The organism is Devosia sp. BK (genome assembly GCF_032907385.1).
GTDB lineage: Bacteria > Pseudomonadota > Alphaproteobacteria > Rhizobiales > Devosiaceae > Devosia.
On record NZ_JAIMBX010000001.1, the window covers coordinates 2,177,450 to 2,199,892 of the forward strand.

22 protein-coding genes are annotated in these 22,443 nt (G+C 61.7%); 8 read left to right on the forward strand and 14 right to left on the reverse strand.

Going from position 1 to position 22,443, the window contains the following annotated elements; genetic code table 11:
- Positions 1–65: 65 nt before the first annotated feature.
- The 4 genes from DevBK_RS10625 to DevBK_RS10640 form a co-directional block, all read right to left on the reverse strand.
- Positions 66–770, reverse strand: coding sequence for a hypothetical protein (locus DevBK_RS10625; protein ID WP_062630150.1), 705 nt, complete (start codon positions 768–770; stop codon positions 66–68).
- 85 nt (positions 771–855) lie between these two features.
- The gene (gene lspA / locus DevBK_RS10630; RefSeq protein WP_317185405.1) at positions 856–1,416 is read right to left on the reverse strand and encodes a signal peptidase II; all 561 of its coding nucleotides are present in this window, start codon (positions 1,414–1,416) and stop codon (positions 856–858) included.
- Positions 1,417–1,564: 148 nt separating this feature from the next.
- Positions 1,565–4,537, reverse strand: a complete 2,973-nt coding sequence (ileS, locus tag DevBK_RS10635) for an isoleucine--tRNA ligase (RefSeq protein ID WP_317185406.1) — start codon at positions 4,535–4,537, stop codon at positions 1,565–1,567.
- 75 nt (positions 4,538–4,612) lie between these two features.
- On the reverse strand, positions 4,613–5,794 hold the full coding sequence (locus DevBK_RS10640; RefSeq protein WP_317185407.1) for a hypothetical protein: 1,182 nt from the start codon (positions 5,792–5,794) through the stop codon (positions 4,613–4,615).
- Positions 5,795–6,253: 459 nt separating this feature from the next.
- On the opposite strand from DevBK_RS10640, the gene DevBK_RS10645 reads away from it, so the two are divergent.
- A complete protein-coding gene (locus DevBK_RS10645) occupies positions 6,254–7,384 on the forward strand; it encodes a hypothetical protein (protein WP_317185408.1) in 1,131 nt (376 codons plus the stop codon).
- Here the strand turns inward: DevBK_RS10645 and DevBK_RS10650 are convergent.
- The 3 genes from DevBK_RS10650 to DevBK_RS10660 form a co-directional block, all read right to left on the reverse strand.
- Positions 7,381–8,355 (reverse strand): bifunctional riboflavin kinase/FAD synthetase, encoded by a 975-nt coding sequence (locus DevBK_RS10650; protein ID WP_317185409.1) that lies wholly within the window; start codon positions 8,353–8,355, stop codon positions 7,381–7,383. The genes DevBK_RS10645 and DevBK_RS10650 overlap by 4 nt on opposite strands.
- 1 nt (position 8,356) lies before the next feature.
- Positions 8,357–9,235: a TIGR01459 family HAD-type hydrolase gene (locus tag DevBK_RS10655; RefSeq protein WP_317185410.1), complete on the reverse strand. Its 879-nt coding sequence runs from the start codon at positions 9,233–9,235 to the stop codon at positions 8,357–8,359.
- A gap of 89 nt (positions 9,236–9,324) precedes the next feature.
- Complete coding sequence (locus DevBK_RS10660; RefSeq protein ID WP_317185411.1) at positions 9,325–10,605, reverse strand: EAL domain-containing protein; 1,281 nt, start codon at positions 10,603–10,605, stop codon at positions 9,325–9,327.
- Positions 10,606–10,800: 195 nt separating this feature from the next.
- Here DevBK_RS10660 and DevBK_RS10665 point away from each other — a divergent pair, with 195 nt between their 5' ends.
- From DevBK_RS10665 to DevBK_RS10680, 4 genes are all read left to right on the forward strand, one after another.
- Entirely contained in the window at positions 10,801–12,231 is a 1,431-nt protein-coding gene (locus DevBK_RS10665; RefSeq protein WP_317185412.1) for a sigma-54 dependent transcriptional regulator, read from the forward strand.
- Positions 12,232–12,688: 457 nt separating this feature from the next.
- Entirely contained in the window at positions 12,689–13,609 is a 921-nt protein-coding gene (locus DevBK_RS10670) for an IS110 family transposase (RefSeq protein WP_317185413.1), read from the forward strand.
- Between the two features lie 183 nt (positions 13,610–13,792).
- The gene (locus tag DevBK_RS10675) at positions 13,793–14,332 is read left to right on the forward strand and encodes an outer membrane protein (RefSeq protein WP_317185414.1); all 540 of its coding nucleotides are present in this window, start codon (positions 13,793–13,795) and stop codon (positions 14,330–14,332) included.
- A 157-nt stretch (positions 14,333–14,489) separates the two neighbouring features.
- Entirely contained in the window at positions 14,490–15,278 is a 789-nt protein-coding gene (locus tag DevBK_RS10680; protein ID WP_317185415.1) for a class I SAM-dependent methyltransferase, read from the forward strand.
- A gap of 2 nt (positions 15,279–15,280) precedes the next feature.
- On the opposite strand, the gene DevBK_RS10685 is transcribed toward DevBK_RS10680, so the two are convergent.
- The 3 genes from DevBK_RS10685 to DevBK_RS10695 all read right to left on the reverse strand — a co-directional run bounded on the left by DevBK_RS10685 (position 15,281) and on the right by DevBK_RS10695 (position 16,966).
- Positions 15,281–16,267 (reverse strand): DMT family transporter, encoded by a 987-nt coding sequence (locus DevBK_RS10685; RefSeq protein ID WP_082511591.1) that lies wholly within the window; start codon positions 16,265–16,267, stop codon positions 15,281–15,283.
- A gap of 27 nt (positions 16,268–16,294) precedes the next feature.
- The gene (locus DevBK_RS10690) at positions 16,295–16,489 is read right to left on the reverse strand and encodes a hypothetical protein (RefSeq protein ID WP_061907752.1); all 195 of its coding nucleotides are present in this window, start codon (positions 16,487–16,489) and stop codon (positions 16,295–16,297) included.
- Between the two features lie 117 nt (positions 16,490–16,606).
- Positions 16,607–16,966 (reverse strand): DUF427 domain-containing protein, encoded by a 360-nt coding sequence (locus tag DevBK_RS10695; protein WP_317185416.1) that lies wholly within the window; start codon positions 16,964–16,966, stop codon positions 16,607–16,609.
- A gap of 184 nt (positions 16,967–17,150) precedes the next feature.
- Here DevBK_RS10695 and DevBK_RS10700 point away from each other — a divergent pair, with 184 nt between their 5' ends.
- The 3 genes from DevBK_RS10700 to DevBK_RS10710 all read left to right on the forward strand — a co-directional run bounded on the left by DevBK_RS10700 (position 17,151) and on the right by DevBK_RS10710 (position 19,602).
- Positions 17,151–17,441 (forward strand): co-chaperone GroES, encoded by a 291-nt coding sequence (locus tag DevBK_RS10700; protein WP_046144411.1) that lies wholly within the window; start codon positions 17,151–17,153, stop codon positions 17,439–17,441.
- 47 nt (positions 17,442–17,488) lie between these two features.
- Positions 17,489–19,129 (forward strand): chaperonin GroEL, encoded by a 1,641-nt coding sequence (gene groL, locus DevBK_RS10705; protein ID WP_061907750.1) that lies wholly within the window; start codon positions 17,489–17,491, stop codon positions 19,127–19,129.
- Positions 19,130–19,368: 239 nt separating this feature from the next.
- The gene (locus DevBK_RS10710; protein ID WP_317185417.1) at positions 19,369–19,602 is read left to right on the forward strand and encodes a BrnA antitoxin family protein; all 234 of its coding nucleotides are present in this window, start codon (positions 19,369–19,371) and stop codon (positions 19,600–19,602) included.
- Positions 19,603–19,605: 3 nt separating this feature from the next.
- On the opposite strand, the gene DevBK_RS10715 is transcribed toward DevBK_RS10710, so the two are convergent.
- Genes DevBK_RS10715 through DevBK_RS10730 form a run of 4 tightly spaced genes read right to left on the reverse strand, consistent with a single transcriptional unit; the run spans position 19,606 to position 22,427 of the window.
- Positions 19,606–20,355, reverse strand: coding sequence for a TSUP family transporter (locus DevBK_RS10715; protein WP_317185418.1), 750 nt, complete (start codon positions 20,353–20,355; stop codon positions 19,606–19,608).
- Between the two features lie 58 nt (positions 20,356–20,413).
- Entirely contained in the window at positions 20,414–20,644 is a 231-nt protein-coding gene (locus DevBK_RS10720; RefSeq protein WP_061907748.1) for a hypothetical protein, read from the reverse strand.
- A gap of 17 nt (positions 20,645–20,661) precedes the next feature.
- On the reverse strand, positions 20,662–21,366 hold the full coding sequence (hisG, locus tag DevBK_RS10725; RefSeq protein WP_061907747.1) for an ATP phosphoribosyltransferase: 705 nt from the start codon (positions 21,364–21,366) through the stop codon (positions 20,662–20,664).
- The gene (locus tag DevBK_RS10730) at positions 21,363–22,427 is read right to left on the reverse strand and encodes an ATP phosphoribosyltransferase regulatory subunit (protein ID WP_062629418.1); all 1,065 of its coding nucleotides are present in this window, start codon (positions 22,425–22,427) and stop codon (positions 21,363–21,365) included. Before DevBK_RS10730 ends, hisG begins: the two co-directional genes overlap by 4 nt.
- Between the last annotated feature and the right edge of the window lie 16 nt (positions 22,428–22,443).

Sequence of the window (22,443 nt, forward strand, 5' to 3'; positions counted from 1 at the left end):
GCGGAGAAAGCGAAAGGCGGCCGGATCATCCGGCCGCCCAGAAGGCAGGAAGCTCGCTGCCGAGCTTAGTTTTGCAGCGTCGTTTCCGAGTTGGTCAGCTTGGCACCTGGACCGGTGCTGAGCTGGCTGGCGCCCGGACCGGACGTGCGCATGGCGCGACGGACTTCGTCGGGGCAGCGCGCATCGCTGAGCGGCACCAATTCGCCATTTGCCGTGCGGCAAACAAGGTTCGCGTCGCCGACGCGCGTGAAATATTCATCCGGTGGCAGATAGAGCGGACGCTCGGCCGCCGAGGAAACCTGCATGCCGGCAGCGCTCATGCGCGCCGTCAAGGAGCGAGCCTCTTCCGCCGTCAACGGGCGACCTCCCAGAGAGCGCAGATCGACCACCTTGGCATTGCGCAGGCGCTGAATATCGGCCTCGCTCATTTTGCTCGTATCGACGCGCACCGTATCGCTATTGGCGGGCAATTGAGCCGTTGCCACTTCCGTCGTCGGCGCCGGCAGGCTCGCCGTGTCGCGCGGCAGCGCCAGCGGCGCACGTGGCTTGGTCAGATCTTCCTTGGGCGCATCGCCGGGAATAAGGCCCACACCGCGCGCCGTCGTGTTCAACACTTCGCGTTCAAAGGTGCCGGCATCGGTCAGCGCATTGGTGCCTTCCACCGTCGTGCACGCGCCAAGGGCAAGCGTTGCGACGAGGGCTAGGCCCGCCAACACCGCACGCGCCGGGGCCGAAATGCGGCTCTGGTGGCCGGTCAATCCAATACGCATGAAACGTCCCTTACGATAGTGGCGGCGCTTATACCGCATTTCTGCCCCTAAGGCCAGATTTGGGCAGCACAATGATCGCGCAGCGTTAAGTGGCTGGCGTCTGGCGCGTCCGCCCCACCCCCAGCGCATCGAGCAGCAGCAGGATGACGCCGAGCGTGATCGCCACATCGGCGATGTTGAAAATATAGAACGACCACGTTCCCCAGTGGAAGTGGAAGAAATCCGCCACCGCGCCATAGATCAGACGGTCGAGCGCATTGGACAGCGCCCCGCCAATGGCAAAACCGAGCCCAACCCGCACCAGCGGCGCATTGGTCCGCCACCACCAGATCGAGAGCCCGACGATCGCCACCATCATGATGGCCCCGAGCGCCCAGACCGGCAGCCCATCGAGCAGCCCATAGGAAATGCCGGTATTCCAGACGAGCACATAATCGAAGAACGGCGTGACCGGCACGATCTCGCCGCCCCGCCATCCCGTCATCGAAAACGGGATGAAGTTGGAAAAAACCGACACGCAGTTGGCCTGCCCGATCGCATAGCAATCAGCCGCGATATGATAGCCTTTTTGCGCGCGGTCTATGCCGAATGCGAGCACGGCGACGAGGAGCGAAGTCAAAATGGCTGGGGATGCTTTGGCGTTCATCGTGTAAGCCCCCCCTCACATCCTCCCCCGCAAGGGGCGAGGTGGTGTATCCAGTTCGTTGCACAATGTTGCCTCACCCACCGGCCCTGCACCTCCCCCTTGATGCGGGAGGATGGGAGGGGGTGACCCGCGAAACCGAACGTCAAGCTCAAACCCCCGCCGCCGCCAGTTCGCGCAAGGCCTGGGCATCGCGCAGCGTCACGTCCGGATATTCGGCATCCGTCCCGACTTCGGGCAACACCTTCCACGACCGGGCACAACGCGTGCCTTCAGCCAGAGCCGGCGTCACCGAAATGCCCGGCACCTCATCGAGCCTGAACGCCTCTGCCGGACCGTCAGCCTGCTTCACCACAACAGCCGAGGTGATCGCGATCTCGGCCAGGTCCTGGCCTTCGAGCGCATCGATATACCGCGCATCAGCGATGAACACGGTCGGTGCGGCCTCCAGCGACGAGCCGATCCGCTTCTCGCGCCGCTCGATTTCGAGCGACCCGGTCACGACGCGGCGCACCGCGCGAATAAGCTGCCATTTGCTCGCCAGCTCATCGTCGAGCCAGTCGCCCGGGATGTCCGGGAACAAGCGCAAATGCACCGATTCCATCTCGCCCGGATGCCGCTCGAGCCAGCACTCTTCCATGGTGAACACCAGGATCGGCGCCAGCCAGGCCGTCAGCGCATTGAACAGATGATCGAGCACGGTCAGCGCCGAACGCCGCTTCACCGACGAGATCGGATCGCAATAAAGCGTATCCTTGCGGATATCGAAATAAAACGCCGAGAGCTCGATATTCATAAAGTTGGTCAGGAGCGAGACCACCTTGCGATAGTCATATTCCTTGTATGCCGTGCGCACGCCTGTATCGAGCTGCGCCAGCCGGTGCAACATCAGCCGTTCAAGCTCGGGCATATCGCGGAAATCGACGACGTCGTCAGCCCTATAATGCGCGAGATTGCCCAGCAGCCAGCGCAGCGTATTGCGCAGCTTGCGATAGCTGTCGACAGTCGTCTGGATGATTTCCTTGCCGAGACGCAGGTCTTCCGAATAATCGGATGACGCCACCCAGAGCCGCAGGATATCGGCGCCGTATTGCTTGATGATGTCCTGCGGAGCAACGGTATTGCCCAGGGACTTGCTCATCTTCTTGCCTTCGCCATCCATGGTGAAACCATGGGTGAGAACGCTGTCATAGGGCGCATAGCCATTGGTCGCGCAGCTTTCGAGCAGCGAAGAATGGAACCAGCCGCGGTGCTGGTCCGAGCCTTCGAGATACATCGAAGCCGGGAATTTGAGATGCGGCCACTTCTGCTTGTTGCGCAGCACGAAGGCATGGGTCGAGCCGGAATCGAACCAGACGTCGAGAACGTCCGTCACCATCTCATAGTCGCCGGCCTTGCGGCCCTCGCCAAGATAGCGCTCGGCAGCGCCGGGCTTATACCAGGCGTCCGCACCCTCTTCTTCAAAGCTCTGCGCGATGCGGTGATTGACCGCCTCGTCGCGAAGGATTTCGCCGCTTTCCTTGTGGACGAATACCGTGATTGGCACGCCCCAGGCGCGCTGGCGCGACAGAACCCAATCGGGCCGGTCGGCGATCATCGCGCGGATGCGGTTTTGGCCCGCTGCGGGATAGAATTTGGTCTTGTCGATGGCGTTGAGCGCACGCACGCGCAAAGTGTCGCCCGCCGCACCCTCGATGTCCTTGTCCATATAGACAAACCATTGCGGGGTATTGCGATAGATCACCGGCTTCTTGGAGCGCCAGGAATGCGGATATTGGTGCTTTACGCGGCCACGGGCGATGATATTGCCGTGCTCGGCAAGCGCGGCAATCACCTTGTTATTGGCGTCGCCCTTCTTGCCATTGTCGTCGATGACGCGCGCGCCATCAAAGCCCGGCGCGTCCTTGGTGTAAAAACCATCGTCGCCGACGACATAGGGGATCGCCGGATCGACACCGCGATCATGCAACAGGCGCGTCGATTCCATCCAGATCCCGAAGTCATCGAGACCATGGCCGGGCGCGGTATGCACAAAGCCGGTACCGGCGTCATCTGTTACATGCTCGCCATCGAGCAGCGGCACGTCAAAGGAATAGCCACCACCAAAGCCACGCAGCGGGTGATAGGCCGCAATGCCTCCCAGCACCGCCGCAGGCACTGTCTGCAGTCGCACCGATGCCGCTACCTTGGCCTTGGCAAAAACTTCGGCCGCCAGCTTGTCGGCAATGATCAGCTTGTCGCCGACCTTGGCCCAGTTTTCGGCCGGCGCTTCGGTGATCTCATAAAGGCCATAGGCGATCTTGCTCGAAAACGAGATCGCGCGGTTGGCAGGGATGGTCCATGGCGTCGTCGTCCAGATCACGACGCTGGCCCCGGTCAGATGCTCGCGATGCGCGATGACCTCATCGGTGTCCTTGCCGTCAACCGTCTGGATGCGCGAAACCGGGAACTTCACCCAGATCGCATCGCTCTCATAATCGGCATATTCGATTTCGGCTTCCGCCAGTGCCGTGCGCTCGACCACCGACCACATCACGGGCTTGGACCCGCGATAAAGCTGGCCCGACATCGACACCTTCATCAGCTCGCGCGCGATCTGCGCTTCGGCGTCAAAGCTCATCGTCAGGTACGGGTTGTCCCATTCGCCCAGGACGCCGAGGCGCTTGAATTCCTCGCGCTGGATATCGACCCACTGCTCGGCAAAGGTGCGGCATTCCTGGCGGAATTCCACCACCGGAACCTCGTTCTTGTCCTTGCCCTTGGCGCGATACTGCTCTTCGATCTTCCATTCGATCGGCAGGCCGTGGCAATCCCAGCCCGGGATATAGGCGGCATTGTGCCCCAGCATCTGCATGGAGCGGGACACCATGTCTTTCAGCGTCTTGTTGAGCGCATGCCCGATATGGATATTGCCATTGGCATAGGGCGGGCCGTCATGCAGCGTAAACAGCGGCCGGTCCTTGGCCTGCTCGCGCTGCAGCGCATAAATATCCATGTCCTGCCAGCGCTTGAGCCAAATCGGCTCACGATCGGGCAAGCCCGCGCGCATCGGAAACTCGGTTTCGGGCAGGAAGAGCGTGGCCGAATAATCTTTTTCGGTCGCGCCGGAAGCGGTGTCGGTCATGGATCGGCGTTTCGTTCAGAAGAAGTGCGCGCCTTTTAGCAAGGTGGCGCCCATGGGGCAAAGGGTGATTTGCCCTCAACTCATCAGCGGCAGGAGCCGCTCGCGCGTGATGGCGCCGATATCTCCGAAAAGCTCATCGCCCAACCGCATGGCCACGCCCCGCGCATGCGACGATGCCGCATCGTCGTTATAGGCTGCTTCGATCAGACCAGCGATGTCGTCTGCGTTCTTCATGCTCGGCCCGATAATACTGACCGGCGCCAGCGCAGCCGCCTTTCTGGCATGAAAAAGATGCTCGAGATGCTGCGGAATGGCAATTTGCCCGAGGCCCATGCCGAGCCCAAGGCACAGCGAACCATGCTGCCCCGAATGGATCATCAGCCGCGTGCGCCGGCCGATATCCTCAACCGGCACTGGCGTCGGCTCGACCACAACCCCAGCCGATGCGAAGCGCGTCTTTGTCTCTCCATCTGCACCGGGCAGGAATGCGCGCATCGGCAGCCCGAGGCCCAAGACCGCGTCGACAAGTGCTTCGTTTTCGGTCTCGCTCGTTGAAAAATAGACAAAGATCTCGTTGCCGCTCCCGCCGGGCCGCGGCAATTTTTCATTGAGCGGCGGCAGCAGTGGCGCTGCTCTCATCCCATCATAGGGATCAAGGCCCGCAATAGTGCGCGGCATGGCGCCTCCGCCACTGTAGATATCGGAGAGGTGTTGCAGCGGCGCGGACCCAAAATGCCGGAGTGCGCGGTTCACCGCGTCGAGCAGTTCGCCCTCGTCATAAATAGAAATGGCATAATCAGGCAGAAGCACCGGAAAACGCTCAAGCCCACTGGGTGGCACGGAGTAACCCGTCCCCACCGCGATAGAGGGAATGCTCGCAATCAGGGCGGCCAATTGCGCGCAGGGCGCAAAATCGGCCACGACCAATTGGCTCTGCCGGGCCCTGATTACCTTCAGCCACCAGCCGATCTGGGTGATCAGAAATTGCGGATCCCAAAAATTCAGATCGCCGAGAAAATCGCCCCAGGTTGCGGTATGCGGATTGCCCATCGCCTCGCGTCTTGCCCGGTTCGGCCAAAGCCGGGCTCCGGCAAAGACGCCGTCGCAAAAGGGCGCGATCTCTGCCGCATGCTCCATGCGGCAGAGGGCGGCATCGCAAATGGCGGCGGCGCCGAGTGCTTCCGCGATGACCTTTAACGTCACCACATGGCCGCGCCCAGCGCCGCCTTCCCAGGCAAGGAGAACACGCGGCGCCATGGCTCAAGTCGCGTAGCACGACCCGCAGGCACAGGGATCGGGTGCTGGCGGCGGTGGCGGTGGCGGTTCGACAACCGCGGGCGGTGGCGGCTCGGCTACGACAACTGGCGGCACGGGGGGCGCCGGAGGTGCTGGCGGCGCCACTGGCTGAGTGTCGCTGCCCCCTGTCGACTGTATCGACCCAAACGGCCCAGGCACCCGGTTCGGCTGGCAGTTGGCCTTATGGTCGGCGGGCGAACTCAGCATCATGTCGAGGCATTCGAAAAAATGGTGCACCTCGCGGCGCACATTCTCGACGGCATAGCCCGGCACAGTGCTGACGCTGGCCAGCAACATGCCCACGAGCCAAGCATAGGGCCTGCTTTTTCTTCTCAAAGTCATCGTTTAACACTCCCGGTCCGGAGCGAGCCTGCGCTGGAGGCAGCGTCGGTCACCCCTTCGATTGACCGGACTTTTTTATTGGCCCATGCTGGCGTGGACATCGAACAGACGTTCGATGCGGAGCGTGGCGTGATGGCCGGTATCGACGCGATCATCGGGACCATAAGGCAGGCTGCCGAGGACGATGCGGCTTGGCCTGCAATGCTGGAGCATTTGTCCGATTATCTCGGCGTCGTTGAAGCGACGCTCGGTGGCGGCATCGCTGGCGCTGCCCCAGAAATCCTCGCACCACGCACAGATCCCGCCCAGATCGCGCGCTATTTTTCGACCTATGCCCCGCGCAACATGCTCATGCGTTTCATGCTGTCCCAAAGCCCGGGGCAACTCGTCGTCGATGAAGCCATGGCTGACTTCGACGGCTTCGTGAGAGACAGCTTTTACAACGAGTGGTGCGTCCCGCAGGGCTATCGCCGCGGCGCGGGCCTCGTCCTCACCACACAAAATGGCTGGGCCGGCGCGTTGATGCTCAATTCCCGCGCTCCGCTCGAAACTGATCAGATCGCGCGCTTCGAAGCCATTCTCCCCACCGTCCAGCAAGCGCTCGAAACCAATACGCTGCTGCGCCGGTTCCGTGGCCTTGCCCGGTCGAGTCTCGATGTCCTCGATCTCTCGGGCCAGGCGGCCATCCTGCTTGATGGCCGTGGCCTCTTGCTCGACGCCAATGCCGGCGCCGCTGCTCTTCTGGAAAGCGGCCGCCTCGTTCTCCGCCAGCGGCGTCTCGGCTGCGCAGATGGGGCGGCAGACCGGCGCCTCTCGCGCTTGCTCGCCCTATGCCTTTCCGCGCCCGACCATAGTTCCGGCGGGCGGCTCGATGTCCCGACGCCGCAGGGCGTTCTTTCGATGCACTGCGCGCCCTATCCCGGTGGTCGGCTTTTCCCATCAGGGAGACGGCCAGCCGTGATCGTGATCATCACCGATCCCCAGCAGAAGCTGCGCCGAAAACTGCTCGCCCTGCGCCAGAAATTTGGCCTCACCACCGCCGAAGCCGAACTGACCCTGGCGCTGGTGGAAACCGGCAGTCGCAAGACCGCCGCTGCCGATCGCGGCGTATCGGACGCGACAGCGCGGGCACAATTGACCAGCATTTTCGACAAGACCGGCGTGCGCCGGCAGACAGACCTCGTCCGCCTGGTCCTCGAAAGCGATTAGCCGAAAAAGCCCAGATGCGTGTCGAGCACGCCAAGCGCACCGCATTCGGCAATCATCGCACGCGACTTGCGGCTATCCCGGTCCATGGCGGCGATCAGATCGTCGAGACCCTTGAACACTTCCTGTCCGCGGATATGCCCGACCAGCGCCACCGAAATGGTCTGTCCATAAAGGTCGCCGGAAAAATCGAAGAGATGCGTTTCAAACGGCGGCCGGTGATTGTCGAACATCGGCTTGCCATAGGCGGCAACGCCATCGAGCAGATGCCGCCCAACCTTGGCCCGCACGGCATAAACGCCTTGCGCGAGCTGAAATCCATCCGGCGTCACCGTATTGGCCGTCGGATAGCCCAGTTCCCGCCCGCGCTGATCCCCCTGGACCACGCAGCCATCGAAAAACCAGTGATAGCCGAGGAGCCGATTGGCCGCAGTCACCGCGCCTTCCGACAAAGCCGCGCGGATGCGGGAAGATGAAATCGGCTCATCCGCCTCATCGACGAGATCGAGCGTTTCCACGGCAAAGCCGCGCGCCGCTCCCTGCTCGCGCAAAAAGGCCGGCGTGCCGCGCCGCTGGCGGCCAAAATGGAAATCGGAACCGATGATAACGCCGCGCACACCGAGCGCCTCGACCAGCACATCGGCGACGAAGCTTTCCGCCTCCATCTGCGAAAACGCCGTGTCGAAAGGCAGGATGATGATCCCGTCGAGCCCCAGCGCCTCGGCTAGCCGTGCCTTGGCGTCGCCCAGCGTCAGCCGGAACATGAAAGGCGCCGGCGCAAAGACATCGCGTGGATGCGGCTCGAAGGTCAGGATCAGCGCCGGCACGCCGACCGCCGAAGCGCGTTCGCGCAAAGCCGCAATGACCTTCTGGTGCCCGCGATGCATGCCGTCAAAATTGCCGATCGCCACATAGGCGCCCTTGAGCGCCGCGGGCAGACCGGCATAATCGGACAGGCGGACGAAAGTGCTCATCTCACGCAGACCAGGAGAGACGCGGCAAGAAGCCCGCGACCCGCGCCCGGCTTGGCGCCACGAGATCGGCAATAGCCTGCGGATCGGGCTTGCCGAAAGCATCGAGCTCTGCCGCATGGATCGAACCGGTGATGAACAAGAGATCGATGCCAAACTGCGCCGCTCCCGTCGCATCGGTGCGCACGCTGTCGCCAATCGCCAGCACCCGGCTCTTGTCGAGTGTCTTGCCCGCCGCCAGTTCCGCCAGCCGGAACGCCTCTTCGTAAATCGGCTGATAGGGTTTGCCCGCCATCAGCACCATGCCGCCCATGGCCGCGTAGAGATCGCCGAGCGCCCCGCCGCAATAGATGATCTGGTCGCCGTGCTCCACCACCCGGTCGGGATTGGCGCAGATCATCGGCAGCTTTCGCGAGAGCCAGAATTTGGCGCGGTCGCGATACATTTCGGGCGTATCGTCATCGGTGTCGAGATCGGTCACGACGACAACTTCGGCCTCTTCCGGCCCAGTGCGCCTGAGATCGAACCCGTCGTAAAGCGCGTCGTCCTCGGTCTTGGGCCCCACATGGTGGATCGCCTTGCCGCGATATTTCGAGATCATCGTTCGCGTCGCATCGCCCGATGAGACGATGGCGTCATAAGCCTCGCGCGGCACGTTGAGCCGGTCGAGCATGGCGACGATTGGCGGCGATGGCCGCGGCGCATTGGTGATCAGCACCACCTTGCCGCCCGCACGCCGATATTGCACCAGCGCATCGACAGCCTCGGGGAAAGCAGACACGCCATTGTGGATGACGCCCCAGACATCGCTCAAGACCGCATCATAGCGCCCCGCGAGATCGGCAAGGCCGGAAATAATGGGCAAAGGCGCTGGCGCGGACATGGGCTTGAACTTCCCGTAGTTGTTCTTCTCGTCCGCTATGGGACAGATTGCGCCGCCCGATCAAGCCCGAAACGGCGCTCGGTCCGAATTCAGACCTCGGCGCGGCGACGCGGCGGCAGTGCCGGCTGCGGCACGACGGTGCGCGCCGGCTCGAGCAGCAGGTCCTGCCGCACTGGCCCGGCCGGGGCGATATGATTGCCCTGCACCAGCATGATTTCATTGTCGAGCAGCTCGACGATCTGCCGCTCGTCGGTCACGCCCGTTGCCAAGAGCGTCATGTCGAACCGGCCGACATAGCTCGCGATATCGGAGAGGTGGAAGTCGGTATAGACCTCGGGTGAGGCGATGAGCCGGGATGCATTGACCCGGATCGAACGCACGCCGATTTCCGAGAGCTCGGTGAAATTAAGCCGCAGCGAGGTGGCATAGGAGAGCGAAAAGCCCGCGCCGCGCCGCTGGATCGCCTGCAGTGCCGGCCGCGCCTTTTGCAGCAGCATCTGGAAATCGACTTCGGGCACGGTGAAAACGAGATTAGTCGCGATGACGCGATTGGCGTCGAGCGTCGCCAAAACCTGTTCCATCGCCGCGCTGTCGCGCAAAGTCGCGGCGCTAAGCGGAATGAACAGCGAAATCGATTGGCCGCCGGTGCGCGCCCGGCGTGCAATGGCAACGGCCTCGTTGAGCGCGGTGCCCTCGATGCGCTGCACCACGTCCTCGCCGCCTTCGCGCGGCATGAAATCGTCGGGATCGCTGAAATCCCCGTCTTCGAGCATCAGGCGCGGCACCAGATCATAGCCAGCAGCACGGCGTTGCGGCAGCCGGGCGACGGGCTGGATATGATAGACGAGGTGCTGTTCGGCCATGGCTTGGCGAACAAGCTCAAGCGGAATGATCGGATCGGCGCGATCGTCGGCCACAGGCTTGGCCTGCGCCTGGGGGCGCGCACTTTCGCCGCTGAATCGCTCGGCATGGCCATTGGAAAGGGCCGCGGGCGCAGCGACGCTCTTTTCTTCGATTTCCGCAACAGCCTCAGCCACCTGCCGAATCACCGTGCCAAGCACGGAAATATCGGCTTCGATGGTTTCGAGCCGCTGGCCGGGATTGAGTTCGGAGAGCGCGTTGATGCGTCGTCCGAGCACCGAACCGGCCTGTGCGTCGGTCGCCAAAAGCCGCGACAGATCTTCGATGCCGCGCTCGAGCCGGCGTTCGGCGCGCAGCCGCAAACGGCGCTCCATCACCAGCGTGCCAATGCAAAGGGCCACCAGGGCAACCAGGATTGCTTCCGCCAAAGTAAAGGCCAAGCCAAAGTAGGCGGCCGCACCCAGAGCAACTCCGGCAAGCGCTATAAACAGATAGACGAGGGCCTGCATTGGCATCCCAGGTTAAGAAAAGTGGCCAGATTCGACATCCCGTCATAGCATCGCCTCTGTGACGGAAAAAGCACCGAGACGCGTTCGGTGGGGTTAAGAACGGATTATTTACCCTGTTCGCCAACAATCGCCACAAAGGTCAAGACCGGTTCGAATCCGTTCGAACCCGCGGGCACACTTGGGGAAAATGGCGCAATGGCAATGATTTCGGGCGTCGAGCACGCGCTGAGTGGACAACTTCTGCTGATCGATGCCGATGCAGTTGCTGCCGCCCAGACCGGCGAATCGCTCAGCCAAGCCATGCTCTGCACGCCGGAAGTATCGGTGGCCAGGTCAGGCCGTGAAGCGCTCGACATGCTTCGGGCCGGTCGATTCGACATTATTCTTGCCGATATGCCGAGCCTGGCCGATCTCGGCGAGCGCGATGAAGACGGCATGGGCCGCATCGTGCGCCTCGCCGAAGGCGCGCTCGTCGTCGCCATGGCCGGCGGCGCTTCCGTGACCGCGGCCGTCGGCGCCATGCGCGCCGGTGCCCATGATTATGTCGCCAAGCCCGTCGCTGCCGCCGCTCTCGCCAATCGCATCGGCGAGCTCGCCCAGCGCCACGGTCGCCCGCGCTCGCTCGGCATCGACACCGCCCGCCCGCAAGCCATGGCTGACTATGCCGGCTTTGTCGGCGCCTCGAACGCGATGCAGTTCATTTACGAGCAGATCGGGCGCGTCTCGACCTCCTCCGCTCCTGTGTTCATCACCGGCGAAAGCGGCACAGGCAAGGACGTCTGTGCCGAAGCCCTGCACAGCCAGGGTCCGCGTAAGGCCAAGCGCTTCGTCGCCATCAATTGCGCCGCCATTCCGCGCGACCTCATGGAAAGCGAATTGTTCGGCGTTGCCCGCGGCGCCTTTACCGGCGCGCATGAAGATCGCAAGGGCGCAGCCGAACTCGCCGATGGCGGCACGCTTTTTCTCGACGAAATCGGGGAAATGGACCTCTCGCTCCAGTCCAAGCTCCTGCGCTTCCTCCAGACCGGCACGATCTCGCGCGTCGGCGAAGCGAGCGTGCGCAAGGTCGATGTTCGCGTCATCTGCGCCACCAATCGCAATCCACTACAGATGATTGCCGAGCGCAAATTCCGCGAAGACCTCTTCTATCGCCTCCACGTCCTCCCCATCCACCTGCCCCCGCTGCGTCAGCGCCCGACCGATATCATGGTACTCGCCCGCCATTTCCTCGATCGCTACGCGCGCGAAGAACACAAGAGCTTTGGCGGCTTTTCCAATGAGGCAGCCCAGCAACTGACAGCCGCCGATTGGCCGGGCAATGTGCGCCAATTGCAAAACCTCATTCGCCGCATCGTCGTCATGTTCGATGGCGGCGATATCGACCACATGATGCTCGGCGCCGCCGATATCGAATCCCAGGCTTTTGCCCCGGCAGATACCCCTGCCCCACGCGCCGAAACCCGCCGCGCCATCCTCCCCATGTGGCAGCAGGAACAGAAGATCATCGAAGACGCCATCGCCGCCTTCGCCGGCAATATTTCGATGGCCGCCGCAGCGCTCGAAATCAGCCCGTCAACCATCTACCGCAAGCGCCAAACCTGGGCCGAAATGCAAAAAGCCAGCTGATCTTTTTTCGAGGTTTTGGCCCTCCGCAAAAAGTCAGACCTCACCTACCGCGTCATTCCCGCGAAAGCGGGAATCTCACCTCGCTGAAAACCGGATTCCCGCTTTCCCAGAAATGACGTCGTGTTTTGGACGGCCTTGAGCCGGGATCAATCTCGAAATGAATCGTTGCCTTCGCCGCAACTGTTCACGTCGGCAGCAAGTGTATGCCCGCAAGCGTTCCCCCGCACTGTGCTTCCCTCGGGCTTGACCCGAGGGCCAATGAGCGAGCCACAAGCATTTTGGATGGGAGAGTGCCCCTTGTCTGTTGAAAGTGTGCGAGATTGGTTCCGGGAGGGCGATCGATTGGCCCTTGGTCATCAGACCGTACCCGAGCGTGATCCCCTCCCGGTTTTGTCACCACCCTGAACAGTTGATCGAGGCCGCTGGCGGCGGACCTCGCAGTACAAGGACAGGCACGATGATCATAGCATCGGACTTTATCGGAATCGACGTGGGCAAATACACGCTGGAGATATTTGCCGGTCGGGAGTTTTCCATCGCCAATACCGAGGCGGCTCTTGCGGACTGGTTGGCCGGGCTGAGCCGGCCCGAGCTGGTGCTGTTCGAAGCGACGGGCCGCTACGACGGCAAGCTGCGCCGCGCTCTGGAGCAGGCCGGAATAGCATTCTGTCGGGTTAATCCGGCACAGGCGCGGGCCTTTGCCCGGGCCACCGGGCAGTTGGCCAAGACCGATAAGGTCGATGCGCAGATGTTGGCCCGGATGGCGCAGGCTTTACGGCCACATCCCCAGGCCGCCGCCGACGAGAGGCGCCGACTTTTAGGCGAGTTGGCGCGGCGCCGGGATCAATTGGTTGACATGCGCCGGGGCGAATTGACCCGCCAACAGGAGATGGCGGAACCCGAAATCCTGACCGACATCTGCGCCCATATCGAGCTGCTCACCAGCCGCATCGCTGTCTTCGACAGCCGGATCGCCGCGCTGATCGCGGCCACCGACGAGCTTGCACAGGCCCAGCGCCTCCTGCGGTCCATCCCTGGCATCGGCCTGGTCACCGCCACCACGCTGCTGGCCTTCCTACCAGAGGCTGGCCATCGCTCGCCCAAGACCATCGCTGCGCTGGCAGGTCTGGCCCCCTTCAACAATGACAGCGGCCTGTTCCGCGGCAAGCGCAGCATCCGTGGCGGACGTCCTCGTGTGCGGGTTGCTCTCTACATGGCGGCCCTCACCGCGTGCCGCAGCACTGGCCTGCTTGGTCAGTTCTTCCGAACCCTCACCACCGCCGGCAAACCCAAAAAGCTCGCCCTCATCGCTATTGCGCGAAAAATCATCGTCATCGCCAATGCCGTTCTGAGAGACCAAACGCCCTTCAAAACCTGAACCAACAACACAGTTGCTCGGGTCAAGCCAGAGGGAGAACGAGTCAGGCGACCACCCCCACACCGCCTCCCTTAACCACCTCACCCACCCAGAAAATCTCGATCACGTTTTTCTATCATAACCAAATAGTAACCATAAACATGTTTGGTAGCAGTCATCATTCTACAGTTGATCGAGAGAAAAATGATCCGCACTGCACTGGCAATTACTGCCGCACTTCTGTCTACCGCGGCCGTCAGCGCCGCCGATCTGATTATCCCGACGAGCCCAGAGCCGATTTATGAAGCCGGCGGCGTGAGCTGGGAAGGCCTCTATGTCGGCGCGCGCGCTGGTGGCCAGTGGTTTACCGCTGCGACCTATGGCGTCGTCGGCGGCGTTGTCGGCTTCAACTTCATGCCAGCCGATCATGTCGTACTCGGTGCTGAAGCCACCGCTGACTACACCTGGAATAACGTCCGTCAGGGCGGCGAATACTTCGTCAATATCCGCGGCGGTTTCCTCGCCAGCGAAGCCGTGCTGATCTACGCACTTGGCGGCCTTGGTGTTTACAACAGCAGCGACCGTACGGTTGGCATCTTCCAGCTCGGCGGTGGTGCCGAATTCGCTCTGACCGATGCCGTTAGCATCCGCGGCGAAGTCGTTGGCCAGGGTGACTACGCGAACAACAACAGCCCCTTCTTCGACACTGCCAAGGCAACTGTCGGCGTCGCCTACCACTTCTAAGTCTTAGCCTGACAGAGTTAGAAAAAATCTCTGAAAAGGTCCGCTTAGGCGGGTCTTTTCTATTGTTGCAGTTAAATGCCCTAAGGCAGCTACACTGTCTTTTCTTGGTCTTGCGCAGCGTCTAAAACCCCGGCCCCACGAACCGGAGGATATTGAGATGGACGCAAAAACCGTTGCTGCCCATTGGGAGGCCAATGCCGAGAACTGGACACACTATTCCCGCGCTGGTCACGACAAACACCGCGACGCCCTCAACACGCCGTCCTTTCTCGCCTTTCTCCCCGAGATTGAGGGCCTGACCGGCCTCGACCTCGGCTGCGGCGAAGGCACCAATACGCGCTCCGTCGCGGCGCAAGGCGCCAAAATGACAGGGCTCGACATCGCCCCCACGTTCCTCCGCCATGCGCAAGAGACCGAAGCGTCGGACCCGCGCGGCATAACTTACGTGCTCGGCGATGGGCTCACCCTGCCCTTCCCCGAAGCGTCCTTCGATTTCGCCACGGCTTTCATGTCGATGATGGATATGTCCGATCAGGCCGGTGTCCTCCGCGAAGTTTTTCGCGTCATCCGGCCCGGTGGCTTCTTTCAGTTTTCCATTCTCCACCCGTGCTTCGTGCCGCCGCGTCGGCGCAATATCAGGAACGAAGCGGGCGAGCCGGTCGCCGTCGAAATTGCGGACTATTTTCGCGAGACCAATGGCGACGTCGAGACCTGGATCTTTTCGTCAATCCCCGCGGAAGAACGCGCCAATGTGCGCGCCTTCACCGTTCCGCGCTTTCACCGAACATTATCAAGCTGGGTCGGTATGATCGTTGCGGCCGGCTTCACTATCGAAGCACTCAACGAACCCATGGCCGACGAAGCGACCGCCGCCGCCGTCCCAACCGTCGCCGACACCCGCATCGCGCCGCTCTTCTTGCATTTTCAATTGCGGAAGGCGGCGTAGCGCTAAGGCGTATTGGCTTCCTTGGCCTTGATCCGATCAAGGCCAAGGCGGTGTTCGCGAAGAATGACTGCGATGCCCGAGCCGATGATGATCAGCGCCCCAATGACCATGGTCACCGTGGGCACTTCGGCAAAGACGAAAAACCCAATGAGGATCGTCAGCAGCAGCGACACATATTCGAAAGGCGCGATCACCGACATATCGGCATAGCGGTAGGACGAGGTCATCAACAACTGACCGATGCCGCCAAAAAAGCCGGCGCCGATCAAGAGCGCCGCCTGCTGCGGCGTCGGCCATATCCAGCCAAAGGGCAGCGTCATCAGCGAGATGACGCTGGCGCTGATGAAGAAATAGGTGACGATGGCTTCCGTGCGTTCGGTATGGACGAGATTGCGCACCGCCATCATGGCAAAGGCCGAAACCACGGCCGCAAGGAGCGCCGCGATCGCGCCCACGGCTTCCGCGTCTCCCAGCGCCTCGCCGCCGGTAAAAACCGTCAGCCGCGGCCAGAGAATGACGACGACGCCGAGGAGCCCGACGACGACTGCAGTCCAGCGGAAGACATGCACCCGCTCATGCAGCAACACGGCGGAGAAAATGACGATCAGGAGCGGGGTCGCGTAATTGATCGCCGTCGCTTCCGGCAGCGGCAGGCGCGTCAGCGCGAAGAACCCCAGGCTCATCGAGGTGACGCCAATCAATCCGCGCAAGATATGCCCGACCGGGCGCTTGGTGGTGAATGCATGATGCAGACGCCGCTTCCAGCCGAGATAGGCGAGCACGGGCAAAAGCGCGAAGAAGGAGCGGAAGAAAACCATCTCGCCCGAAGGCACGGTTTCCGTCGCCTTGAGCATCGTGGCCATGACCACGAAGAAAAAGACGGAAATGACCTTGAGCATGATCCCGCGCATGGGATCGGCGGCCGCTGGGGCCGCAGCATGCACGGCCGAGGCCGCTACACGCGCGGGATCTTTTTTGGAAATAGGCATGGCACTCAGACCCGGCCGAAGGCGGGCTTATTTGGACTGGGACTGTTCCAGCTTTTCCTTGGCGACACGCGCCGTGGCGAAAGCCTTGTGCTCCGGTCCGACAGCGCTGCCGGTCTTGACGACCGTGCCGTCTGCGTCATGGATTTCCCAGTGCCAGTTTGCATTGGGACCGCTGCCGCCCTTGAGGCGCAGCTTGATCTGGTAAGAAGATTGTTCGCTCATAGTGAGCCTTATGCAGCACATGCGATGCGGAAGAAAGCACAAAGTGGGCCGCCTTTTAGCGCCCCACTCACCAATTCGTCCTTCGCACCATCTCGATGTTAACGGAATGCTACCGTTTTAGACGTCCGAAACGGTTACCTTCACCCGCTCGCCACCAAAGGTGATGAGGTCGCGAATATCGGCATAGGCGCCATCGGCATAGGGAAAATACCAGGCTTCATCCGGGCCGTCGGCGGTCAAGGTCTTGATGGTATAAAAATGTGCCTCGCCTTTTCCAGGCTCAGTCCGGCGCGTATCCGAGGCTTCCAGAATGCCCGGATGGACATGGTCGAGCGGGACGAAATATTGCGGCTCCCGGCCAGCCTCTACCACCTGCAAGGCATTGGCACTGCTAGCGATTTCCGCATCGTCAAAAAAGATATGCACGCGGCCCGATACAGGGCTCACATTGGCGGTCGCAGTCTCGTCGGCGGTCACGGTTGCCTCCTTCGTTCAAGAGTCATCTTCCCATCGTAACGCACGAACAAAATCTCCGTTCACCCGACCTTGACTCATTGGCCGGGGGCTCCCTATATCCCGGTCAGCTTGTTAGCACTCAGCCACATCGAGTGCTAACAGGCCCGAGATTGCACCAGAAATGATGCCAAGAGGAACTGAAATCATGGGCTTCCGTCCCCTGCATGACCGCGTGGTCGTCCGTCGCGTCGATAGTGAAGAAAAGACCAAGGGCGGGATCATCATCCCCGACACCGCCAAGGAAAAGCCCTCTGAGGGCGTGATCGTTTCGGTTGGCCCCGGCGCCCGTGACGAAAACGGCAAGATCAATGCTCTCGACGTCAAGGCTGGCGATCGCGTGCTCTTCGGCAAGTGGAGCGGCACCGAGGTCAAGCTCAACGGCGAAGACCTGATCATCATGAAGGAAAGCGACATCATGGGTATCGTCGAGGTCTAAAACCCTCGTCTGTCCAGTCGTTTAACCCATTCTAAGGAGCGCCTCACATGGCTGCTAAAGAAGTAAAATTCTCGACCGACGCCCGCGAAAAGATGCTGCGCGGCGTCAACATCCTCGCCAATGCGGTGAAGGTGACCCTCGGTCCCAAGGGTCGTAACGTCGTTATCGAAAAGTCCTTTGGCGCCCCGCGCATCACCAAGGACGGCGTTTCGGTTGCCAAGGAAATCGAACTCGAAGACAAGTTCGAAAACCTCGGCGCCCAGCTCCTCCGCTCGGTCGCTTCCAAGACCAACGACGTTGCCGGTGACGGCACCACGACCGCGACCGTCCTCGGCCAGGCCATCGTCGTCGAAGGCGTCAAGGCAGTTGCTGCCGGCTTCAACCCGATGGATCTCAAGCGCGGTATCGACCTCGCTGTTGCTGAAGTCGTTGAATCGCTGAAGGCTTCGTCCAAGAAGATCACCTCGTCCTCCGAAGTTGCCCAGGTCGGCACCATTTCGGCTAACGGCGAAACTTCCATCGGCGACATGATTGCCGAAGCCATGCAGAAGGTCGGCAACGAGGGTGTTATCACCGTCGAAGAAGCCAAGACCGCTGAAACCGAACTCGATGTCGTTGAAGGCATGCAGTTCGACCGTGGCTACCTCTCGCCCTACTTTGTCACCAATGCTGAAAAGATGACGGCAGTCCTCGAGGACCCGATCATCCTGCTGCACGAAAAGAAGCTCGGCAATCTCCAGGCTATCCTGCCGATCCTCGAAGCTGTCGTTCAGTCCCAGCGCCCACTGCTGATCATTGCTGAAGACATCGAAGGTGAAGCTCTCGCGACCCTCGTCGTCAACCGTCTGCGCGGTGGGCTCAAGGTTGCAGCCGTCAAGGCTCCAGGCTTTGGCGATCGCCGCAAGGCAATGCTCGAAGACATCGCTATCCTCACCGGTGGCCAGGTGATCTCCGAAGATCTCGGCATCAAGCTCGAGAACGTGACCCTCGACATGCTCGGCACGGCCAAGCGCGTTGAAATCACCAAGGAAAACACCACCATCGTTGATGGCGCTGGCTCGGCTGAAGACATTCAGGGCCGCGTTGGCCAGATCAAGGCACAGATCGAGGAAACCACCTCGGACTACGACCGCGAGAAGCTGCAGGAACGTCTTGCCAAGCTCGCTGGTGGCGTTGCCGTGATCAAGGTCGGTGGTTCGACCGAAGTTGAAGTCAAGGAACGCAAGGACCGCGTCGACGACGCACTCAACGCAACCCGCGCTGCCGTCGAAGAAGGCATCGTTCCGGGTGGTGGTGTTGCTCTCCTCCGTGCTTCGGCCAACATCAAGGCCAAGGGCATCAATGCCGACCAGGAAGCTGGTATCGCCATCGTTCGCCGCGCTCTTCAGGAGCCAGTGCGCACCATTGCCAACAATGCTGGTGCCGAAGGCTCCGTCGTCGTGGGCAAGATCCTCGAGAACTCCGCTGCAGCGTTCGGCTACAATGCCGCAACCGGCGAATATGGTGATCTCGTTGCTCTCGGCGTTATCGACCCGGTCAAGGTCGTCCGTCATGCTCTCCAGGACGCAGCTTCGGTTGCTTCGCTCCTGATCACGACGGAAGCCATCATCGTCGAAGCTCCCAAGGACGCAGCACCGGCAATGCCGGGCGGCGGCGGCATGGGCGGCATGGGCGGTATGGACTTCTAAGGCTGACGCCTTAGACTTTCTTCTCGCTCACGGGCCGTATCGCGGTCGGCAAACCGCCGACCGCTGCCCCTCCGCGGAGGCGGCCGACGGCCGGGCGGCCTTGCCGCCTAGAGATAAAAGACTTCCAGGATCGTTTCTTCCCAGTCACGATCTTGGTGGAAAGCTCCGGTGGCAACACCGGGGCTTTTTTCATGGGCGTTGAACGGCTAGTCTGGGAACAAAGCAAACATGAGGCCAGCATGAGAACGCCACGACGCGGCAGCGCCTACGATCAGGCAGAAGCGGCCTTCAAGAGCGTCACCACCAAGCCAGAAACTGCGGCCAATCCAAAATCGTCAACGCCGCCAGAAGGCAAGGAATTGGTATCGCTCCGGCTTGATCGCGCCGTGATCGAACATTTTCAGGATGAGGGCCCGGGTTGGCAAGAGCGTATCAATGAGGCGCTGCGCAAAGCCGCAGGGCTCGACGATTAAGCGCTAGGGCCAGACCAGCAGCTTGACTGCCATGGCGACCGACACCACCACGACCAATGGCCGAATAAGCTTGGCACCGAACCGGATGCCGGCGCGGGCGCCGACATAGCCGCCGATCACCTGCCCGCCGGCCATCACGATCGCCGCCTGCCAGACCACATCGCCGCCATGGATGAAAATCACCAGCGCGGATAGGTTGGACACGAGGTTGAGCAGCTTGGTATTCCCCGCGGCCTTGGTGATCCCAAGCCCGAAAAGCATCACAAACCCGATGGTGAAAAACGAGCCCGTGCCCGGGCCAAATACGCCGTCATAAAAGCCGATGACGAAACCGAGGAGCGGCACCCAGCGAGGGAACGGCAGCCGCGACACGCGGTCGGCATCGGACAGGCTCGGCGCGAATAGAAAATAGAGCGCCACACCAATCAGGGCTATGGGCACGGCGACATTGAGCAGCGATGTATCGATCTGCTTGACGATCAGCGCACCGATCATGCTGCCGGCAAATGTTGCGGCAACCGAGGGCAGTAACGCGCGCACCGAAACGAAGCCGCGACGCCAATAGGTCAATACGGCGATCGTCGTGCCGATCGAGGATTGCATCTTGTTGGTCGCGAGAGCTGCAATCGGCGGCAGGCCCGCCGAAAGCAGCGCGGGCACCGTGACCATGCCACCGCCGCCAGCAACGGCGTCCACAAAGCCCGCGAGAGCGCCAACGCAGGCAAGTGCAACCAGAATCAGAGGATCGAGCATGATGGTCCCGGGAAATCTCGGCGCGTCTTAGCACCGGCGGATGCAAGGCAACAGAGCCTCAATCGCCCCCACCGCCGCCATCACCACCGCCGCTGTCGCCACCTGCATCCCCAGCGTCTCCGCCGTGATCGTGGTCACGATGGCTCGGGGAATATCCGGCATCGCCGGAGCCACCGGTGTCGCCCGAGGACTTGCGCGCCCGCCGCCGATCGGCGCGCTGACCGAGCGACACGATGGCGATGATCACACAGGCGACCACGACGAAGGTCAGGACAATCGGTTCCATCATCGCCACTTCGAGCTGGCCTAGAGCACTCCTGCACCCAGGCGTTTGAGCAGATCGTTGAGATAGGCCTTCTTGTCGGCCGGCCACTCGGTCGTGCGCGAGACGATCAGATTGGCCTCGCTCTTGAGCATTACGCCATCATCGAGGACGCGCAAGCCATTGGCAGCAAGGGTCGAGCCGGTCGAGGTAATATCGACGACGATATCAGCCACACCGGATGCTGGCGCGGCTTCCGTCGCACCGAGACTTTCGACAATGCGATATTCCGCAATCCCGGCCTTGGCGAAATGCTGGCGGGTGATGGTGATATATTTGGTCGCGATCCGCAGCCAACGCTTGTGACGGCTCCGAAAGTCCGAGGCAACGTCCGCAAGGTCATGGAGATGGGTGACATCGATCCAGGCATCGGGCACGGCAATGACGACGTCGGCATGACCGAAGTCGAGCGAACGAGCGAAGTGGACGGCATCCGGTCCGGTTTCACTCGTCTCGTGGATGAGGTCACGACCCGTCACGCCAATGTCGATATTGCCGCGGATCAGCTCGCGCGCAATTTCCGAGGCGGGGAAGAAACGTACCGTGACATCGGCTTCTCCCTCCATCACGCCGAGATAGGATCGCGCGCCGCCAGGCCGGGAAATGGTGAGACCGCGCTCGGCAAACCAGGCGCGTGTCAGTTCTTCGAGGCGCCCCTTCGAGGGGACTGCAAGAGTAATGCCCCTCATGCCGAGACCTCCGCTTCCAGCCGATCGACCCAGAGCGCGCAACCTGAGGCCGCGATAGGTGCTGTCGCGCCAAGCCGTTCCAACAAACGATCGTATTGACCGCCCGAGGCCAGAACGTCGCCGCTCCGGCCAACAATCTCAAAGACGATGCCGGTATAATAATCGAGCCGCGGCGAGAAGGCGGCATCGAAGGAAATGCGTGCTTCGCCAAGCTTATCGAGATGGCGCCGAATAGCGCGGATCGGTGCACCGAGCATCAGCTTGTGGCTTTCGGCCAGCGCTTCGATCTGGCGCAGTGCCGAGAGCACGTCGCCTGAAATCGAAAGATAGTCGCGGAGCAGCTTTAGCGTTTCGGCAGGAACATGCGCTGCATCAAGCGCCTGTTGCTCGAGATAGCGATCTGCGATCTCGTTTGGCGTGCGGCCTTCCGAGAGGCTTAGGCCCGTCGATACCATGCGCGCCGTGACATCTTCGATCAGCACATCGCGCGACGGCTGTTCTTGCCGCGGCACGTCTGGCGCAGCCTCAAGCCGCGACAGCAGGCGTTCCATGGCTTCTGGATGGCCAAAGCGGTGCCGAATGCGCGAGCGCCACGCGGCGGGCATATCGGCCTGCACTAGAACAGCCTCGAAAAGGCCAACACCGCCAAGACGGATATGGGCCGGGAGGCCATAGATGGAGAGCGCAGCGCGCGCGAACGTCAAAACCTGATCAAGCGCCACGTCGCCATCGGGCTGCGCCAAGAGCTCAATCCCGGCCTGATCGAATTCGGCGGGGCCGGTTTCGCGCTGGCGGAATATGGGGCCGAGATAGGTAAAGGCCGCTGGCTGGCGCGTCCCATCAGCGATATAATCGCGGACGATGGGCAGCGTAAATTCAGGCCGCAGGCAGTGCTCGGCGCCAGTCGTGTCGCTCGTCAAAAGCAGCCGGCGTCCGAACTCTTCGCCCGCCAGATCGAAATAGGGATCAGCCGGCAGGAGCAGCGGCGGGGTCGCACGGCAACCGCCCTGGGCCTCGACAAGGGCTTCGAGCTGGGTCCGTCGCATGGCGGCGTTAGTCATGGCTCTTGCCCCTGCA